This is a genomic window from Leptolyngbya sp. AS-A5, assembly GCF_039962495.1.
In the GTDB taxonomy this organism is placed as follows: domain Bacteria; phylum Cyanobacteriota; class Cyanobacteriia; order Leptolyngbyales; family Leptolyngbyaceae; genus Leptolyngbya.
In genome coordinates, this window is record NZ_JAMPLL010000009.1 from 129,236 (window position 1) to 147,683 (window position 18,448).

Sequence of the window (18,448 nt, forward strand, 5' to 3'; positions counted from 1 at the left end):
TGCTGAAGATTGCAATGCTACGCAATGATGTCAGTCGATAGTGGATCTTATTATAGTTTCCACCCTGAGTCTAGGGGCATTTCCGAAGAATTACCTAGCCGTGAGATGAAATTCACCAAAAGCGATCAAGTCTTCGTTTAGGCAGCAAAATCGATTAACATAGAGGCGATCGGTAAATAGAGTACAGGTGAACTATGAGCTTAAATGTCGTGACGCTGGTTGGACGGGTTGGCGGGGAACCTGATGTCAAGTATTTTGAGTCGGGCAGCGTTAAATGTCGCTTGACGCTGGCGGTGAATCGACAAACAAAAAATAGTGACCAGCCCGATTGGTTTAATTTGGAGCTTTGGGGCAAGCAAGCGGATGTGGCAGCAAATTATGTTCGCAAAGGCAGCTTGATTGGAGTTAAAGGATCGCTGAAGCTGGATACCTGGACAGACAAAAACACGGGAGCCGCCCGATCGAGTCCTGTGGTTTTGGTTGATCGTTTGCAGCTTCTCGGCTCAAAGCGCGACAACGAAGGTGGAGATACTTCCGCTTACGAAGAAGATTTCTAGAATCTCTGGGCGGGGAGTCTTCCCCGCTAAATCCCTGGAGATCGTCCCGGTAATCGGTCTCGCAGTTCTCCTCTACGTTTGTCCATGCGCTCCGCAAATTTCTGCCGCTGCTCTATACTCAGCACATTTCGGATCTCTAACATGCTGTTGAACTGAGCATCTGCGACCTTGGCTCTCAGATCTTTGACTTGACGATATTTTTCTTGGATCTGAGCATCGGTTGCAGTTCCCGCCATCAGAGCGCGGAGTTCTTGCTGTGCTTGGCGAGCAGCGTTTCGATCGTTACTTAACTCATCCCGATAGCGCGATCGGATCTGCTGAATCTTGGTCATTTGATCGGCTGAAAGATTCAGTTCACGCATCAATCCTCCGTCGCCTCTACCGGGACGATCGCGCATTGAACGATCGGGAACTTGGGCAATCGTTTCGGTGAGACGATCTTGTCGGAAATCTACCGCCCGTAATACTGCTGCACTTCCAACTAATACTAAAACTGATGAAGTTGCAATCAGGGCAACACGACGCAACATAGTACTGAACTCCTAATTAGTAGAATCGACCAGCGCAAGGTAATCAGAATTGGTATCGCTAGTTCCGTCTAAAACCGTTGACCAGCTACTTTCCATAAAGGCTTCCAGGGTTGCAGCATCGGGTGAAGGCGATCGAACAGGTTGAGCAATCATCACACCAATAAAACTTGCTGCAATTCCCGCAGTAAATAAGATGAGCGGACGAGAAACGCGACGCTTTGGCAAAGATTGAATAATTCGATCTTCTAAATCCGGTGCTGCAGCAGGCGGTGAAGATCGATGCTGCCGAAGAAACTGAGCGAGATCCTCGTCATCTTGGGAAAATGGCTTCATAGTTGGACTCCTTGACGATCGAGAAATTGGCGCATTGCCCCACGTGCATGAAATAACCTTGATTTCACTGTACCAACCGGAATTTCTAAAATATCAGCGACTTCTTTTTGCGGCATTCCTTCCAAGTCATGCAGCACTAGAATCGTGCGATGGTCGAAGCTCAATTCCTTCAAGCCGCGCATGACAATATCTTCGTAGTGCATCTGCATCAGATCGGGGGCATCTTGCTGGGTGGGGGCGTGTTGGGTCAGGACTTCGAGGCGCGATCGGCTTTTTGCTGCCGCTTGGCGGTAATCGGATGCCACATTCCAGACAATTCGATACAGCCAAGTGGAGAACTGGGAATTTTGGCGAAACTTGGGTAAGCCTTTCCAAACCCGCAAGAATACTTCTTGAACCAAATCATCGATCGCGTGAGGGTCGCACAGTTGGTAGAGCAATGCCCGGACGCGATTTTGATAGCGTCTGTAGAGGCGGCGAAAGCTTTGAGTATTTCCCGCAATGCTGTCTTTGATCAGTTCGCGATCGCCCTGATCGGCAAAATTTGAGGGAGAATCGTCTGCTTGCACCGGGAATATAGAACCTATCCAAGAAATTTCTGCCGTAGTCACTGACCGAGTGCCATCTATTCAAGATACTGTTTAGACGGCAACGGGTTTAGAAAGGTTCAATTAACCATTGCTGACTCAAATTGAAATGAGTAATCTTGTACAAGAAATAGTTTTGGCAGGATTTTGGTCGCGGCGTATTGATGAGACCCATCACTTAGTTTATGCAGTATTTATGCAGTAGATGACGAGCCTTTAACCGTAATTTCTTGCCGATATTACTACGCCGATTGAGAAGTTCTAATAACTCTGCTGCTCGGATTGATTCAGATAGCATAGGATCGATGAGAAGAAATCACTCCTTTTGCTTATGTCTGCGTCGTCTCAAGTCGTTTTAATTACGGGTGCATCGGCGGGAATCGGAGCCGCACTCGCGCAAACGTTAGCCGATCGCTTGCCCAACGTCCGATTGATTCTGGCGGCTCGGAGCATCGATAAATTAGAAAAAATCGCCGATCGTATTCGTCAGTCTGGAGTTGAAGTTCTCGTTGTCGCAACGGACATGGGACAACCGGATCAGGTCAAGGCGCTGGCACAAACGGCGATCGACAAGTTTGGGCGCGTAGATGTACTGGTGAATAATGCGGGTTACGGACAGATGGGGCCTGTTGAGTTGATTCCGATCGAATCCGTTCAGCGACAGTTTCAGGTAAATGTGATCGGGGCGATCGGACTGATTCAAGCCTTAATTCCGGTGATGCGCGATCACGGCGGCGGCAAAATTATTAATGTCAGTTCGCTCGGAGGTCGGATTGCGTTTCCGTTTGGTGGATTGTATAGTGCTTCTAAGTTTGCGCTGGAATCGCTGAGTGACAGTCTGCGGCGAGAATTAGAGCCGTTTAACATTCGAGTCAGCGTGATCGAACCGGGACCGGTCAGCACAGAATTTTTTGATGTGGTCGAGCGTGAAGTTCATAGCACTATCCCCGATGGGAAAAATACACCCTATCGAGCCGCATTTGAGCAACTGAAAAACTTAGATAAAATTACAAAACGTCAGGCTTGGAGTTCAGAGCGGGTCGCGACTGTGATCGCGAAGGCGATCGTTGCCAAATCTCCCCGCTCTCGATACATCGCAGCCACTGCGGGCGGCTTGACTATATTTATGATGACAAAGGCACTTCCCACATGGATCGTCGATCGCTTTTGGCAAAGATTCTACGGCATCGATCGCGTTGCCAAGGAATGGAAAACTCGTCACCGTCAGCCCTCCCTGTAATGGATCTCCTCGAATATCAAGCCAAAGATTTGTTCCGCGAAGTCGGCATTCCGGTGCTGCCTTCGCAATGTATCGAGCGTCCGACCGATCTCAAAGCGCTGAAAATCCCGTATCCGATCGCGCTCAAATCTCAAGTCTATGTGGGTGAGCGTGGACGGGTTGGGGGGGTGCGGTTTGTGTCGAATACGATCGACGCGATCGCAGCGGCGTATTCAATTTTTAATCTGCCAATTATGGGGGAATATCCCAAAGTCTTGTTGGCAGAAGCAAAGTATGAGGCGCAGCAGGAGCTTTATCTCGCCGTTGTTCTCAATCAATCAATTCGACGACCTGTGATTCTGGGATCGACAAAAGGGGGAATCGATGTGCAAACGGCGATCGACGAAATGCAGCACGTCATCATTGATCAAGAATTCTCCTCGTTTTATGCGCGACGCTTAGCGCTGAAAATGGGACTACAAGGGAACCTCATTAACGCTTTCAGTGAGATTGTTGAGCGACTGTATCGCCTGTTCATCGACAAAGACTTAGATTTAGTTGAAATTAATCCACTCGGCGTAAGTGCGACAGGTGAGCTAATGGCACTCGACGGGAAAATCACCGTCAATGATGCCGCTTTGGGTCGTCATCCTGCGTTAGCTGCTCTCGATCCCCGTCCTCGCAAGTTTGGCATCGATCGCTTACCAGAGTCGTTAACGACGATCGATCCAGAGGGACAGATTGCGATTTTGTGCAACGGAGCCGCTTTGACAATGACAACGATGGATATGATCGCTCAAGCAGGCGGAAAATTACTGCACTATGTCAATATCGGCAGTGACACGCACCACAACTGGCAACCCGAAACGCTGTGCGATCGACTAGAGCAAGGTTTATCGTTGCTATCAAGAAATAAGCAAGTTAAAGCGATATTAATCAACATGGTGAGCGGAACGGTCAAGAGCGACCAAGTTGCAACCGCGATCGTTCGCTTTCTGCGTCCGCCTGCGCCGACAAGAGCCCTTAGTAACAAAGAAGATCTTAGAATCAGTCGGGGCGCTCCATCACCAAAGTTGGTTGTGCGGCTATTGGGTACGAACCTAACCGAAGCAAAAGAGCAACTCTCGGTCACTCCAGCCATTCTGATCGATGATTTGGATAGTGCGATCGCGCAGTTAATTGCTCTTGCGAAAAAACGAGAGAGTTAAGCGCTCTTATCTATTCTTAGCCAAAATATAATCAGGTAATTCTACTGATTTTTCTAGACAAAATTAAGTTGCATTTGTTGATTTTGGCAAATCTAAGGATTTCCAATCTCGCTGCGCCTTCTATAATTTGAGAAATAGCCAAAGTTTGCCTGTTCTAGCACTCGGCAAAAAGATAGATTCAAATTCAATTTGCTCACTGTTCGGTAAGTCTTACAAAAGACGAATACGTACCCGCTCGTTTCAACAATTTGGGCAGGTTGCATTCGTCGAAACTGACCGTTTATATTCCTAGCAAAAGGCTCACTTTGAACAGTAACCAACGTCATCCCTCGGAATGATTTATTTATCCCTTGCTTACCTACCTTCTTATGAATTTTACGCCAGCTAGCAAAGTCATTGTGCAGGGCATCCTAGAGCCATTGGGAAAACTCTATGCACCACTCATGCAGCAGTATGGCACACAAATTGTCGCAGGTGTGAGTCCGGGTCATGGTGGGCAGACGCTTGCAGGGATTCCAGTGTTCGATATGCTCGAACAGGCATTACCAAAGGTCGGTGGGGCAGATACAACAGTAATTTTTTCGCCACCTTATGCCGCGTTGGATGCAGCGCTCGAAGCAATCTCGGTTGGCATCCGTCAGATTGTTCTCGTCAGTCACGGAATCCCCCCACTTGATATGGTACATCTGATCCGCAAAGCTGAGGCAACTGAAACCTTGATTGTGGGTCCAAATAGTCCGGGTGTGATTGTACCGGGACAAGTGCTGCTAGGGATTCATCCGCCAGAGTTTTACCGACCGGGTGAGATCGGGCTTGTGAGCCGCAATGGAACGCTCACGTATGAAGTGGCTTGGACGCTGACACAGGCGGGGTATGGACAATCGATCGCAGTGAGCTTAGGAGGTGATCAGATCGCTGGTTCCACGTTTCCGCAGTGGCTTCAGATCTTGGACGAAGATGATCAGACTGATGTGATTGTGCTGGTTGGGGAAATTGGCGGGGACTTTGAAGAAACCGCAGCCCGATATATTGCAGAAGCGATCGACAAACCTGTGATTGCGTATGTAGCTGGTCGTAGCGCTCCCCGAAATCGCCGCATGGGACACGCGGGCGCAATTATTGATTTACAGGCTGCGAATGTTGGGCCTGATTTGGGAACCGCAGAAAGCAAGGTTGCAGCCTTTAAACGTGCAGGAATCCCAGTGGCTGAACGCCCTTCTGAGATTCCTGAAATCATGAAACGAATTTTGAAAACGCCTGTGCGAGAAGTAATCTAGCGAAATTATGCCTCGGTTGCTTTTGCCAGTTCCGCGGGTTTTACAAATCCCGCATAAGCCGCGAGTACAGCCGTTAGAGCGTTAAACCAAACGTTGTTACCGTAGATTGGCATCAGACCAAAGGTGGTATTAGTTGCAGGAATCAAGCCGAACAGCACGATCGCGGTGTAAGCGATTGCAAAACCTTGGTTATAGACAAGCGAACCGCTGAAGCTAGTTGCTGCGGCAAGTCCCAACAAACCAACAACGATATGCACTGCATTATGCACATAGTTGGTCGGGAACAATCCAAATAAGTGACCGTAACCATCCGAAGAAGACAGGCGAGGAATATAGACATCACCCGTTACAGGGGCACTTCCAGGTAGTGCCATGAATTGAGGAAGAAATCCAGCGATTCCGATCGTTAGAAAAGTAATGCCAAGAATGAGGGCAACTACCTTTTCTAGGTCTGCTAGGCTTTTGAAGGAGATTTTAAATTTGTCTTGCATGATAGTGTTGTGGGTTCGATGAGTAGTCGTAAGCAAAAATGTTGCTTATAGTTTTCATTGAACTATGTTCTACATGAAAGAAATCTGCCGAAAGACTATTACTTTCACAAAACCTGCTGAATACGAAAAAACTGCTTTCATCTGTCTCAAGCAGCATTCTGAATTTTTTCATTTCCGACATAATAGAGCGCAAATTGAAGGTTTGCTGGGCTATGAATGACGGGATTGAGTTACTGCGATCGCATCGAGATCGGCTATTTGAATTAATCGATCGATTTTCTGAAGCGACTGTATTAGTGGTCGGAGATTTGACGCTGGATGAATTTCTCAATGGGGAAGTCGAACGAGTATCACGGGAAGCTCCGGTGCTGATTCTGCGCCACGAAGAAACGCAGCAAATTCCGGGCGGCGGCGCGAATGCAATCTATAATTTTGCCCGATTGGGAGCGACAGTTAAAGCAGTGGGACTCCTCGGAAAAGACATTCAAGGGCAAGCACTAGCACAACTGTTAGAAGCAGCAGGAGTCGATATAGAAGGGGTTGTTTGGGAGGTCGATCGACCCACTGTAACCAAAACTCGAATTACAGGACACTCGCGCCAATCGGTCACTCAGCAGATTGTGAGAATTGATCGTAAATCGAATGCGTTACCCGCGCTTGAACTTCAGCAGCAGTTAGCCGCTTATATTCGCGATCAGATTGATCACGTTGATGCGATCGTCTGCTCTGATTACGGCGATGGGACGCTAACGCAACCGGTGATCGAAGCAGCATTAGAGCATTCAAGAACGATCATTGATTCGCAAAAGCAGATTCCGCGTTATCAGGATGCAATGATTTTTACGCCTAACTTACCCGAAGCAGAGTTAGCCGTTGGATATGCGATCAGTGATGCTGCATCGCTGTCTAGAGCAGGGCGAGATTTACTACGATTAACGCACGCGCAATACATTCTGATCACCCGTGGTGAACAAGGGATGACATTGTTCGATCGTTCCGGCAACGAACAGCATATTCCCGCTTTCAATCGCACAAAGGTTTTTGATGTGACTGGAGCCGGAGATACGGTGGTCGCTGCGTTAACACTCGGATTAATTGCAGGCGCAACGGTCTGGGAAGCAGTGGTGTTAGGCAATTTAGCAGCAAGTATTGTGGTGAGACGATTCGGAACGACAACGACAACGACAACGGAGATGAAAACGGCATTAGAAACGCTGATTGAGAGATCGGAGCTTGAAGTCGTAGCATTCAACAATTACTAAATCTCGCGTAATAAGGGAATATCGAAGCATCGTTTGGTGCAGTTGTGACTTGTTCGATCTTTTAACATCAATTCGCCTTATTAGGGTTAGAGGATTGTTGAAGGTTAGAGTTCTCATTCTCATTGGGGTCAAAAATTTCATCGTCAATCGCGCCTCGCACCGAAAAAGCTTGTTGCGGAATGGCGATCGAGATTCCTGCCGCATCCAGCGCTCGCTTTAATCGCTTCCGAAATTCGCGCCCCACATACCATTGCTGCAACGGTTGAGTTTTAATCCAAATTCGGATTGTGACTCCTTCATTGCTGATATTTTCAACTCCTAAGACTTGGGGTGTTTCTAATATTTTGGTTTGCCAGTTTGGATCGTGGCTAATGTCCTGTCCAACTTTTTCGATTAAGTGAATCGCCTGATCCACATCGGCATCAAACGCGATCGCAATCGATAAATCAACCCGCGACCAATCCTTTGAAAGATTCTCAACGATCGAAATTGCACTGTTTGGAATCGTAATTAATCGCCCTTCTGAATTGCGAATCTGCGTAATCCTTAAGCTAATTGATTCAACAAATCCCGTCATCGTTCCAACTTGGATCACATCTCCGACTGCGTACTGATCTTCCAACAGAATCAGAAATCCATTAATCACATCCTTAATTAAGTTCTGCGACGCTAAAGAGATGCCAAGTCCAATAATTCCCGCACCTGCTAACAATGGCAAAACTTGGATCCCAAGAATCGATAAGATTGTAATCAAACTAATGCTGACCCAAATCAGTGTAGATAACCCTTTGACAACGCGGGAGAAAGTCGAGACACGCAGCGCCACTCGTTGAGAAACATCCGGAGTAGATTGCTGGGGAATATCAAGCGCAATAAAGAGACGATCGATTAATAGTTCACTAAATCGAATCGCTAGATAGGTTAAAACAATAATTCCTAGTACCTTCAACGGAGTTGAAAGCACAAGCGGCTGAAGCGATCGCGTTTGCGGAAACAGCCCTAAAATCGTATATCCACCCGTTGCCCAAATGATGAGCTGCACAAGCTGAAGCGATCGACGGCGCACATCTTTCATGGTGCGTTGCTGACGATTTGCTAACTGTTGTTTCACCATCAACTGAGTGCGAGAACTCGCCATTTCAGGCGTATTGGGTGGCAATTCAGAGAGAGATAATGCTTCGCTGTGCTGGTGTCTTTGATGGCTTTGGAGGTAAGCTTGCAAACGAGAAACCAGCCAACTTAAAGCAACCATACCCAACAAAATCGCGCTCGCCTTCCCTGCCTGTTGTGCAATAAATTCAGGCTGCCGTTCGCGCTGTGCCTGAATCAGACCGTCCCGAATGATTTGCGTCAGACTTTCTGCATAAGTCGTCAGTTCTTGTCCTTGCAGTTGAGCATCCAGCGTGGTCACAGTCATGAGATACTGCCGATTCACCGTAATTATAGGCAGATTACTGCTGGTGTCGATCGTAGCGGTAACTTGCGGTGCAGCCGCGCTGGTTTGATTTGCGAGGCGCTGTAGCGTTGCTTCGATGCCTTGCACTCGGACTTGAAGCGCGCTGCTTTGGTTCGGCTGACTTGCTCCACTGTTGGCTGGAACCGCAATCTGAAACAGTTCTCGTCCATCTAGACGGACTGGAGCCGTTCTGACCTCGGTATTGCTAAATTGCGGGAGTTCCAGTTTTGGACTCGGTAGAACAGGATTCTGCGCTAGAGCCGAAGAACTCAACATCAGTAAGATGCTTAAGACAACCGTGAAGATAAACCTGCGCGATCGCAATTCACACCTCCTTTTGATTTATCAGTCGAGGATTCTAGCGAAGCGGCTGTAGCGATCATCTCTCCATTGCGGTAGAAGTGCAAAAACAAACGCCTCCTGAAGATCTTCAGGAGGCGTAAGATTTCAACCGATAGACCTAAACGGCGATGGGTTGACGTTGTTCTGTCCAGCGTCCGAGGGGTTTACCGACGATCGCGAGCTGCTTCATCAATTGATCAAACTGATCCGGGGTGAGCGATTGCGGCCCATCCGACAAGGCTTTCTTCGGATTCGGGTGAACTTCGATCATCAGCGAATCAGTTCCCGCAGCAACCGATGCCATCGCCATTGCAGGAACGTACTCAGCGCGTCCGGTTCCGTGACTTGGATCAATCATGATTGGCAGGTGGGTCAACGTTCTGAGAACGGGGATCGCTGCGAGGTCTAAAGTATTTCGGGCGTATTCGCGATCGAATGTCCGAATTCCGCGTTCGCACAGAATTACATTCGGGTTTCCGGCAGCAAGGATGTATTCTGCTGCCATCAGCCAGTCTTCGATCGTCGCTGCCATTCCCCGCTTGAGCAGAATCGGCTTGTCTTGAGCGCCAACTTTCTTCAACAGCGAGAAGTTTTGCATATTGCGTGCGCCGATCTGAATCACGTCAGCTACTTCTGCCAACGGTTCTAGATCTGCGGCATCCATTAATTCTGTAATAATCCCCAGTCCGGTCGCTTCACGTGCTGCTGCCAGCAAACCGAGTGCGCTTTCTCCGTGTCCTTGGAATGCATAGGGAGAAGTCCGGGGCTTGAATGCGCCACCTCTAAGGAATTGTGCGCCTGCTGCTTTGACTCGACGAGCAGTTTCAATGATCATCTCTTCGTTCTCGACCGAGCAAGGGCCTGCGACCGTGACGATCGGGTGATTCTCACCGATGTAAACGACACCATTCGGGGTTGAAATCGGAACTTCGCTGGCTTCACCGTGGCGATACTCGCGGCTTGCCCGCTTGAAGGGTTGCTCAACTCGTAAAACCTGCTCGATCCAATCGCTGGATTCTTGAATTTGGAGTGGCTCCATCTCAGCCGTGTCACCGACCAAGCCAATCACGACTTTATGCTTTCCAACGATCTTTTCGGGAGAGAGTCCCCAAGTCGAGAACTCTTCGGTGAGGCGGGCGATTTCGGCTTCCGGGGAGCCGACTTTCATAACCACAATCATGTTAAACGTTCCTGCTGAATGTGTTGATTCTTGTGCCGATCGAGCAGTGAACTGCCCGGATCAGTCTGCTGTCAATTAATCGTACCGTACTCGATCGAATCCCTAATTCTGGCTGCGTTTTTGGCGCTGCTGCTCGCGGGCTTCTTTCCAGGCTCCGGTCAGTCGTCCAAAGTTGGTCGAGAATTCGCTGGCTCCAACAATTCCACCGACGCGATCTTCGTCCCACGAGGCTGAGAGAATGCCGTAGGACAATCCAACCACCCCTAACCCAAAAAAGAGCATACTCACAAGCACAACCGCAGTATTCGGCAATTTGTAAATGCCTTGGGTCACGATGAAATAACTGACCACAAATGTAGCGATGCCCAACGTCGTCGGAACGCCGCAAAAGAAGGCCATCCGCCGCGCCATCCGCCGACTGACCACTTCAGGGACAGCGAGATCTTCGCGGCTGGGAGCGGGGGCCTGAGCCTTTTTCGGAGAAGATTTGGGGCGCTTCTCGATTAGAGCGGGCTTTGCTTCTTTTGCGGGAGTTTTCGCGGGTTCGGGCGCGGGTTTTGCGGATGACTTCGCTTTCTTGCGTCCTGGCTCGAATGGAAGTCGCTCTGAGTTGGGATCAGGGGCGTTATCGGGCATGGATTTAACCCCGGATACCAAGACGGGTAATCAGAGCACGATAGCGATCGGCATCACCTTTCTGGATGTAGGCAAGAAGGCGCTTGCGCTGACCAATCATTTTCAGCAGTCCGGTGCGGGAAGCGTGGTCTTTTTTGTTGCTTCTGAGGTGCAGGCTGAGCTTGTTGATGCGCTCGGTGAGCATTGCCACTTGCACGTCTGCCGATCCGGTGTCGGTTTCGTGAACTTGATATTGGCTAATAATTTCTTGTTTGCGTTCTTGTACCAGTGCCATTGAGAGTTTGTCCTGAATTGCGATGAATACGGCAGTTTTTAATATTATCACAGCAATTCGGGGGAGCGGTAAGGGAAATTTTGGGGAAATAGGGTCTTTCCCCGACTCCATTATTGACTCAACAGAACTTTGGCGCTGAAACTTGGCAGATCGAGCGCGACTCTCCCCTCATTCACTTCGATTTCGCTGCCATCGCTCCAGTCCTGCCAACAGCAATCGATCGGAAGATTCTCGATCGCATAGTTCTCATAAGTTTGGTCAGAGAAATTTGCGACCACGATCACCCTTTCGCCGTCATTGTTCCAGCGCACATACGCCAAAACTTTATCGTCTAGATGCTCGAAGAAAAATTCGATATTGTCAGTGCGGAGCGAGGATTTTTCGTGACGGAGGGCGATCGCTCGTTTGTAGAACTCAAACAAATCGCGATTGTGGTCGAGCAACGACCAATCTAATTGGTTCGGCTCCAGAGTTGTTTGCGTTTTGTGGGTGGCTTGTCCGAATTCATCACCCATCCAGATCATGGGAATACCCGGAGCAGTAAGCTGAAGAATCACGCCGAATTTGACGCGATCGAAAGCAGGCTGATCAAAAATGCCAACATCGCCCAGTTCAACAATCATGTGTTCGCGATCGTGTGTTGCTAGATAGTTAATCACTGAGGTTGCGCCAGCGTACCCTTGTTGACGAGCATCGATCGCTTTCTTGAGTTCCTCTAAATCGACCGATTGACCGATAAGCGCGTCTTTCAGGAAGTAGCGGAAGCTTTCATGCCAGCAAGCATCAAACACACCTTTGGGGCTGCAAACCTCACTGGTATCAGGAATATGCTCTGCAATCTGATAAAAAGGCTTATCTTTAATTTCAATTTGCTGAAATAACCAGCCAAAGAATTCATAGTTTGCGATTTGGCGCACGGCATCATAGCGAATACCATCAATGTGATACTCGCGAATCCAGAATTGCACTACATCGCGAACAAAATTCCAGGTCGGTCGAATGTTGCGATCGCTGTCGTAATTTTCGTAGCTCAGCTCAGGCCCCCAATAGTTTGCATCATCTTCGGGATAATGCCGATCGTGGTAGTACCAATAGTCACGATCGATCTTTAACAACGGGCTTTCTTCATTTGTGTGATTGAAAATGCAATCAATCAAAACGCGAATTCCGCGCCCGTGACATTCATCGATCAAGCGTTTAAAGTCTTCGGGTTTGCCGTAGCTGCTTTCAAGTGCGAAAAAGTGAAGCGGCATATAGCCCCAGCGATAGTCGCCATCGTATTCGGTAACGGGCATGAGGGCGATCGCATTAATGCCCAATTCGCTTAAATGATCGAGCTTGTCTAAGACCTGCTTAAACTTAGTGGGATCAGAGATATCAGTGCCTTTTCCGCAGAAATCTGCAATGTGCATTTCGTAGAGAATCACATCGCGATTTTCGGGAAGCGGTTGACGATCGTGTTGCCAGGTATATGTATCTGAAATGCGTTGTCCGTCTTTTACTCGTACAACTCCATTTTCTGTTTTACGATCCATCTCCGTCATGTATGGATCATTTGTCTCAACCCACTGTCCTTGCAAGGCGGGACTGTTTGATTTTACGCGCAGTTTGTATTGATATTGCCCATCTTCGAGATTGACTTTTACCCGAAAAAACCCATCTTCGCCCTTCTGCATTGGGATATCTTCTTGAGTGAAAGAACCAACGAGATGAACCGCTTCGTTGCGTGGGGCGAACACATTAAATTCGATCGGGCTACTCATAAAAATAAATGGTAAAACTGTTTTGTCTGAAAAGTATTACTGTTCTGAAACTGTTCGTACATCTGACTGCTGAAGGACTTTCGCCGACTTGCTAACTATCCCCAGATAGATCTTCTATCAACAGGCAGAGATCAAATAGTTCGCATCCATAGTAATATAGAAAGCCATTTGATCCTTGAATTTGTCCTTACGCTCCACGCCCGATCGTATCTAGACCTTAGTGGCTAAACTAATGAACGGCGAAGAAACTAATCGAGATCTGACGCTTCAGACTTCTACCGAAACCCCTCCAGAACGAAAACCTCCTCGTTGGCGACGATATTTGGTTCCTGCTTTAATTGGAGCTGCGATCGTCGGCGGATTGGGTTGGATTCTGTTTAATCGGCTGATTTTGCCGATCATGATTGCCAGTCAGATGAAACCGCAACCGACTCCGGTACCGCTTGCAAATCCGAAGGCAGCGACGATCGAAGATAGCTCTGACTATGCCGCCAGCCTCGATTCTCGTCAGTCGGTGACATTGCAGCCAAGGGTCTCCGGGCAAGTTGCAGCGATTTTTGTGCGACCCGGACAGCGAGTAGAGGCAGGGCAACCTTTGATTCAGATTGATTCCGCCGAGCAACGCGCCCAACTTGCGAGTCGGCAATCTGCAACACAAACCGCTCAAGCTGAGGTGGAATCGGCACGGGCAGATGTCGCTAGCGCGAGCGAAACCCTACGATCGCTTGATGCTCGACGCGCTACCGCCGAATCAAATGTGCAATTAGCGCAACAAGAATACACTCGCTTTGTGCAACTGCAAAAAGAAGGCGCAACCAGTCAGCAGGTCGTGGATCAGCGATTAAATGCGCTGCAAACGGCTCAAGCTGCCCTCAGAGAAGCCAGTGCGGATCTCGCTGCTCAACGTGCCGCCATTCAGCGGGCAGAAACGACCGTTGCTCGAAATCAGCGAGCCGTCGAACAGGCGCAAGCGAATACGGCTGAAGGCGCTGCCCAGTTACAAAATTTCACGATTACAGCACCGTTTGCAGGCACGATCGGGGACATTCCTGTGAAAGTGGGTGACACGGTGAGCAATACAACTCAACTACTCAACGTCACGCAAAACCAACAGTTAGAAATTCAGATTCAAATTCCTCTAGAGCGAGCTTCCGCGCTCAAGACGGGATTACCTGTCAAACTGCTAAACGAGAAAGACCAAGCGATCCAAACCGGACAAATTTCCTTTGTTGCACCGAACGTTGATCCGACGACGCAATCTGTACTGACGAAAGCGCGATTTGCCAATGTTGGAAATCTACGAACTTCGCAATTTGTCAGAGCGAGAGTGGTTTGGGCGACTCGTCCGGGTGTGCTAGTACCAACAACAGCAATTTCGCGCTTAGGCGGAAGAGATTTTCTGTTTGTCGCGGCTCCGTTTAATGCTTCAGGGTGTGAAGCGCCTGCTGCTCCTAGAGGAGGTGGAAAAATTGAAGTGACTCCCGATCAGTTAGTTGCAGCACAAAAGCCCATTCAGCTTGGCAGAATTATCGGTAACGAACAAGAAGTGCTAGAAGGAGCCACAGCCAACGATCGCATCGTAACTTCGGGAATTTTACAACTGCAAAACTGTGCGCCGATCGCAGATGCCGCACAGATTCAGCGTCCACCTTCACCTTAGTCAATGGCGCTAATTTATGATTTTCTCAATTTCCACGTTTTTCATTAAACGCCCTGTGTTTGCAACAGTGTGTTCAATCATGATCACGCTGCTGGGACTGGCTTGTATTCCGACCTTACCTGTAGCGCAGTACCCAGAAATTGCTCCGCCTCAAGTCAGTGTGACTTCGGCCTATGTGGGCGCAAATGCTGAAGTCGTCGAATCAACGGTCACGAATATTCTAGAGCGGCAACTGAACGGGATTAATGGTGTGAAATACATCAAATCCACTAGCGCCAACAATGGCGTGAGTCAGATTAATCTAACGTTTGACTTGGGGCGCGATCAGGATTTAGCTGCGGTGGATGTGCAAAACCGAGTGTCCACGGTGCAGTCGCGTTTACCTGCCCCTGTGGTGCAAACTGGAGTTCAAGTTGCTAAAACGAACAATAATTTTCTGTTAGCGATCGGGCTGTATTCCGAGCGAGACGAGGCGAAAAATCAGGATCTCTATGACGATCTTTACCTCAGTAACTATGCAGATTTGTATCTAGCAGATGCAGTTCGCCGGATTAAAGGTGTCGGTGAAGTTCAGATCTTTGGTGAGCGAACTTATGCACTGCGTCTCTGGCTTGATCCAGAGCGATTAGCTAGTCGAACACTCACGCCTCAAGATGTGATTGCTGCACTGCAACAGCAAAACATCCAGGTAGGAGCCGGACAAATCGGACAAGCTCCCGCAGCTCCAGGACAGCAGTATCAGTATTCGATCACTGCACAAGGACGACTCAAAGACACTGAGGAATTCAACAATCTAGTTATTAAAACTGCGGGGACTGGAACTTTAGTGCGGCTGAGAGATGTCGGTCGTGCAGAGCTTGGAGCCGAGAACTATGGTTCTTTGCTGAGATTTACAACCGAAGATCGGGTGACCCACCGAGGCGTAGGATTGGGCGTGAACCAACAGTTTGGCAGTAATGCGCTCGATGTTGCAAAAGCGGTCAAAGAGGAAATGCAAAATCTTTCGGCAAGCTTTCCGCCGGGACTGAAATATGAGATTGCATTTGACACCACAACCTTTATTGAAGCCGGTGCAAGAGAAGTTATCCGATCGCTGTTTGAAGCCATCATTCTAGTGGTGTTGATTCTATTTCTGTTTCTACAAGATTGGCGAGCTTCGTTTATTACCTCGATCGTGATTCCGATCGCATTTCTCGGTACGTTTATCTTTGTGAAACTGCTGGGATTCTCGATTAACACGCTCACATTGTTTGGATTAACACTGGCAACGGGATTAGTTGTAGATGATGCGATCGTAATCATTGAAGACATTACCCGACGGATTCAGGAGGAAGGACAGCGACCTTTAGAAGCTGCGATCGCATCGATGAACACATTGTTTGGTGTGGTGATTGCAACTTCATTGGTGTTGATCACTGTGTTTGTGCCTGTAGCTTTCTTTCCGGGAACAACCGGACAGCTTTATCGACAGTTCGCATTAACGATCGCATTTTCAGTTATAGTTTCAACTTTCAATGCGGTGACCTTTACGCCAATGCTGTCGGCATTGTTGCTCAGGCCCGGACAAACCAAAAGCAACAATTGGTTTTTCCGGCGAGTGAATTGGATCATTGATAAAACTCGTGAAAGTTATGGACGAAACCTCGATCGGGCGGTACGTCGAAAAGGATTGATTCTGGCACTGTTCGCAGGAGCATTGACGCTGACGTACTTTGTCTATAACTTTGTGCCTCAAGCGTTCATTCCAGATGAAGACCAAGGTGTGTTTATCACCATTGTTCAAGCCCCTGAAGGAGTTTCACTCAACTACACCGAGAAAGTTCTAGAACAAGCTGAGGAAATTCTGAAAGCACAGCCAGAAGTTGCTAACATCTTCGCGGTGGGTGGATTTAGCTTTAGTGGAGCAACACCGAACAATGGCTTGATTTTTACCACCCTCAAACCTTGGGAAGAAAGAACCGGAGCGAATCAATCACTAGAAGCTATCATTGGTGGCTTTTTCCCTCGACCAACCGGACTGTTTCCAAAAATGGCAGCTATTCAAGAAGCGGTAGTTCTGCCGTTTAACTTACCTGCGGTTCCGGGTATCGGTAACTTTGGTGGCTTTGAGTTTCACTTACAAGATCGCACGGGTTTAGGCTTTCCGGCTCTCGGTGAGACGCTAGGTAACTTTATGCAGCGTGCCTCTACTTATCCTTCGCCACAAAGTCCGAAAGTGTCTGGCTTGCGCCCGAACTTCAATGGCAATACACCGCAGATTGCCATTGAAGTCGATCGCGATCGGGCGAATCAACTCAATGTCTCGATTCAAGATATCTTCAGTACACTGCAAATCTTTCTCGGTTCTGCTTACATTAATGACTTTAACCAGTTCAACCGAGCGTATCGCGTGTATGTACAAGCTGACCAACAGTTTCGATCGAATCCTGAAGACATCAAGCGATTGTATGTTCGCAGTGCGGGTGCAAATGGTGAACCCGGACGCATGATTCCGCTAGGGAACTTAGTTAGAGTGAGCCAAAAGAATGGCCCTTCGATCATTACGCACTACAATCTGTTCCGCTCAGTGGAAATCAACGGCGCATCCGCACCGGGGTCAAGCTCAGGACAAGCAATTCAGGCAATGGAAGCGGTTGCAAAAGAAGCCTTACCCAAAGGGTTTGGGTTCGAGTGGTCAGGACTATCCCTCGAAGAAATTGAGTCAGGCGGTGCAGCACTCTTTATCTTTGGATTAGCGATCGTCTTTGTGTTCTTGACGCTTGCGGCACAGTACGAGAACTATGTTGATCCCTTTATCATTCTGCTGACTGTACCCTTGGCAATTTTAGGTGCATTACTGGCAGTGTTACTGCGGGGAAGCTCGAATGATGTTTACACTCAAATCGGCTTTGTCATGCTGATTGGGATGGCAAGTAAAAACTCGATTTTGATTGTGGAGTTTGCCAACGAAGAACGAGATCGCGGCAAAGGGATTGCGAGTGCAGTGATTGCCGCAGGGCAGGAACGACTGCGACCAATTCTGATGACCGCGATCGCAACGGCAATCGGGGCTGTGCCGCTTGTGATTGCGACGGGTCCTGGTGCAACAGCTCGACAATCCCTCGGAACTGCGATCGTCGGGGGGATGGCGGTGTCAACCTTCCTCAGCTTGTTTATTGTTCCAGTGCTGTACATTGTGATCAAGTCGTTTGAGGATCGGATTAAACGACCCTTGAGAACTGTGACGGTGAATGGCAGGACAGATCAGACTGTGGATGGTCATCTAAATGGTCATCCACACGATGCAACGAGCCGGGAAACTGCGGGGCAATTGAGCGATCAAGATAAGCACCCTTGAGGACAGCATTATCGAGAAGCAACTCGCAAAAATCTGGGCATTGCATAATAGAGGAAGAAATTGGGATCAGTTTTAATGCAATGCCCAGAATGTCAATCGACTCATATCCGTAAGAACGGAAAGGGAAGAGGTAGACAAAGTTACATCCGTTTCAGGTGTAAGCATCAATTCATTGATGGCTAATTTCGCTGCTGCTAGAGCAAATAATCGACAATTGCCAGACGATCTCAACGATCGCATTTTCGCTCGATCAACTCTCCGTTCTAGCGATCTCACTGCTCAACTTCAACTCGTTCGCCGACTGAAGCCATCGGTTGAACGTGAATGAGTGAAGCA

General features: G+C 48.5%; 17 protein-coding genes and 2 pseudogenes. 10 read left to right on the plus strand and 9 right to left on the minus strand.

The window, feature by feature from the left end; genetic code table 11:
- The first annotated feature begins 194 nt into the window (after positions 1-194).
- Positions 195-557, plus strand: a complete 363-nt coding sequence (locus NC980_RS13185; RefSeq protein WP_190377004.1) for a single-stranded DNA-binding protein — start codon at positions 195-197, stop codon at positions 555-557.
- Between the two features lie 26 nt (positions 558-583).
- Here the strand turns inward: NC980_RS13185 and NC980_RS13190 are convergent, their stop codons facing one another.
- Genes NC980_RS13190 through NC980_RS13200 form a run of 3 tightly spaced genes read right to left on the minus strand, consistent with a single transcriptional unit; the run spans position 584 to position 1,989 of the window.
- Positions 584-1,087, minus strand: coding sequence for a Spy/CpxP family protein refolding chaperone (locus NC980_RS13190; protein ID WP_190377005.1), 504 nt, complete (start codon positions 1,085-1,087; stop codon positions 584-586).
- A 12-nt stretch (positions 1,088-1,099) separates the two neighbouring features.
- Positions 1,100-1,420 (minus strand): hypothetical protein, encoded by a 321-nt coding sequence (locus NC980_RS13195; protein WP_190377006.1) that lies wholly within the window; start codon positions 1,418-1,420, stop codon positions 1,100-1,102.
- Positions 1,417-1,989, minus strand: coding sequence for a sigma-70 family RNA polymerase sigma factor (locus NC980_RS13200; protein ID WP_190377054.1), 573 nt, complete (start codon positions 1,987-1,989; stop codon positions 1,417-1,419). The genes NC980_RS13195 and NC980_RS13200 overlap by 4 nt, the downstream gene beginning before the upstream one ends.
- Before the next feature lie 139 nt (positions 1,990-2,128).
- Here NC980_RS13200 and NC980_RS13205 point away from each other — a divergent pair.
- The 4 genes and pseudogenes from NC980_RS13205 to NC980_RS13220 all read left to right on the plus strand — a co-directional run.
- Positions 2,129-2,262 (plus strand): annotated as a pseudogene (locus tag NC980_RS13205) (type II toxin-antitoxin system YoeB family toxin); the annotation flags it as partial.
- A 76-nt stretch (positions 2,263-2,338) separates the two neighbouring features.
- The gene (locus tag NC980_RS13210; protein WP_190377007.1) at positions 2,339-3,247 is read left to right on the plus strand and encodes an SDR family oxidoreductase; all 909 of its coding nucleotides are present in this window, start codon (positions 2,339-2,341) and stop codon (positions 3,245-3,247) included.
- The gene (locus NC980_RS13215; RefSeq protein ID WP_190377055.1) at positions 3,247-4,434 is read left to right on the plus strand and encodes a succinate--CoA ligase subunit beta; all 1,188 of its coding nucleotides are present in this window, start codon (positions 3,247-3,249) and stop codon (positions 4,432-4,434) included. Before NC980_RS13210 ends, NC980_RS13215 begins: the two co-directional genes overlap by 1 nt.
- Positions 4,435-4,802: 368 nt before the next feature.
- Complete coding sequence (locus tag NC980_RS13220; protein WP_190377008.1) at positions 4,803-5,711, plus strand: CoA-binding protein; 909 nt, start codon at positions 4,803-4,805, stop codon at positions 5,709-5,711.
- A 5-nt stretch (positions 5,712-5,716) separates the two neighbouring features.
- Here the strand turns inward: NC980_RS13220 and NC980_RS13225 are convergent, their stop codons facing one another.
- Complete coding sequence (locus NC980_RS13225) at positions 5,717-6,202, minus strand: DUF4383 domain-containing protein (protein ID WP_190377009.1); 486 nt, start codon at positions 6,200-6,202, stop codon at positions 5,717-5,719.
- 212 nt (positions 6,203-6,414) lie between these two features.
- Between NC980_RS13225 and NC980_RS13230 the strand changes: the two genes are divergently transcribed.
- On the plus strand, positions 6,415-7,464 hold the full coding sequence (locus tag NC980_RS13230) for a PfkB family carbohydrate kinase (protein WP_190377010.1): 1,050 nt from the start codon (positions 6,415-6,417) through the stop codon (positions 7,462-7,464).
- A gap of 67 nt (positions 7,465-7,531) precedes the next feature.
- On the opposite strand, the gene NC980_RS13235 is transcribed toward NC980_RS13230, so the two are convergent.
- The 5 genes from NC980_RS13235 to NC980_RS13255 all read right to left on the minus strand — a co-directional run bounded on the left by NC980_RS13235 (position 7,532) and on the right by NC980_RS13255 (position 13,115).
- Positions 7,532-9,196, minus strand: coding sequence for a mechanosensitive ion channel family protein (locus NC980_RS13235; RefSeq protein ID WP_190377011.1), 1,665 nt, complete (start codon positions 9,194-9,196; stop codon positions 7,532-7,534).
- 184 nt (positions 9,197-9,380) lie between these two features.
- Positions 9,381-10,442 carry a 3-deoxy-7-phosphoheptulonate synthase gene (aroF, locus tag NC980_RS13240; RefSeq protein ID WP_190377012.1) on the minus strand — a complete coding sequence of 354 codons (1,062 nt, stop codon included), beginning with the start codon at positions 10,440-10,442 and terminating at the stop codon, positions 9,381-9,383.
- 102 nt (positions 10,443-10,544) lie between these two features.
- On the minus strand, positions 10,545-11,078 hold the full coding sequence (locus NC980_RS13245; protein ID WP_190377013.1) for a PAM68 family protein: 534 nt from the start codon (positions 11,076-11,078) through the stop codon (positions 10,545-10,547).
- A 4-nt stretch (positions 11,079-11,082) separates the two neighbouring features.
- Positions 11,083-11,352, minus strand: coding sequence for a 30S ribosomal protein S15 (rpsO, locus tag NC980_RS13250; protein WP_190377056.1), 270 nt, complete (start codon positions 11,350-11,352; stop codon positions 11,083-11,085).
- Positions 11,353-11,462: 110 nt separating this feature from the next.
- Entirely contained in the window at positions 11,463-13,115 is a 1,653-nt protein-coding gene (locus NC980_RS13255) for an alpha-amylase family glycosyl hydrolase (RefSeq protein WP_190377014.1), read from the minus strand.
- Between the two features lie 232 nt (positions 13,116-13,347).
- Here NC980_RS13255 and NC980_RS13260 point away from each other — a divergent pair, with 232 nt between their 5' ends.
- From NC980_RS13260 to NC980_RS13275, 4 genes and pseudogenes are all read left to right on the plus strand, one after another.
- A complete protein-coding gene (locus NC980_RS13260) occupies positions 13,348-14,775 on the plus strand; it encodes an efflux RND transporter periplasmic adaptor subunit (RefSeq protein WP_190377015.1) in 1,428 nt (475 codons plus the stop codon).
- Between the two features lie 16 nt (positions 14,776-14,791).
- Entirely contained in the window at positions 14,792-18,112 is a 3,321-nt protein-coding gene (locus NC980_RS13265) for an efflux RND transporter permease subunit (RefSeq protein ID WP_190377016.1), read from the plus strand.
- Positions 18,113-18,187: 75 nt separating this feature from the next.
- Positions 18,188-18,289: pseudogene (locus NC980_RS13270) on the plus strand (IS1 family transposase); the annotation flags it as partial.
- Positions 18,288-18,440: a hypothetical protein gene (locus tag NC980_RS13275; RefSeq protein ID WP_190377018.1), complete on the plus strand. Its 153-nt coding sequence runs from the start codon at positions 18,288-18,290 to the stop codon at positions 18,438-18,440. The pseudogene NC980_RS13270 and the gene NC980_RS13275, both read left to right, overlap by 2 nt.
- Positions 18,441-18,448 lie beyond the last annotated feature (8 nt).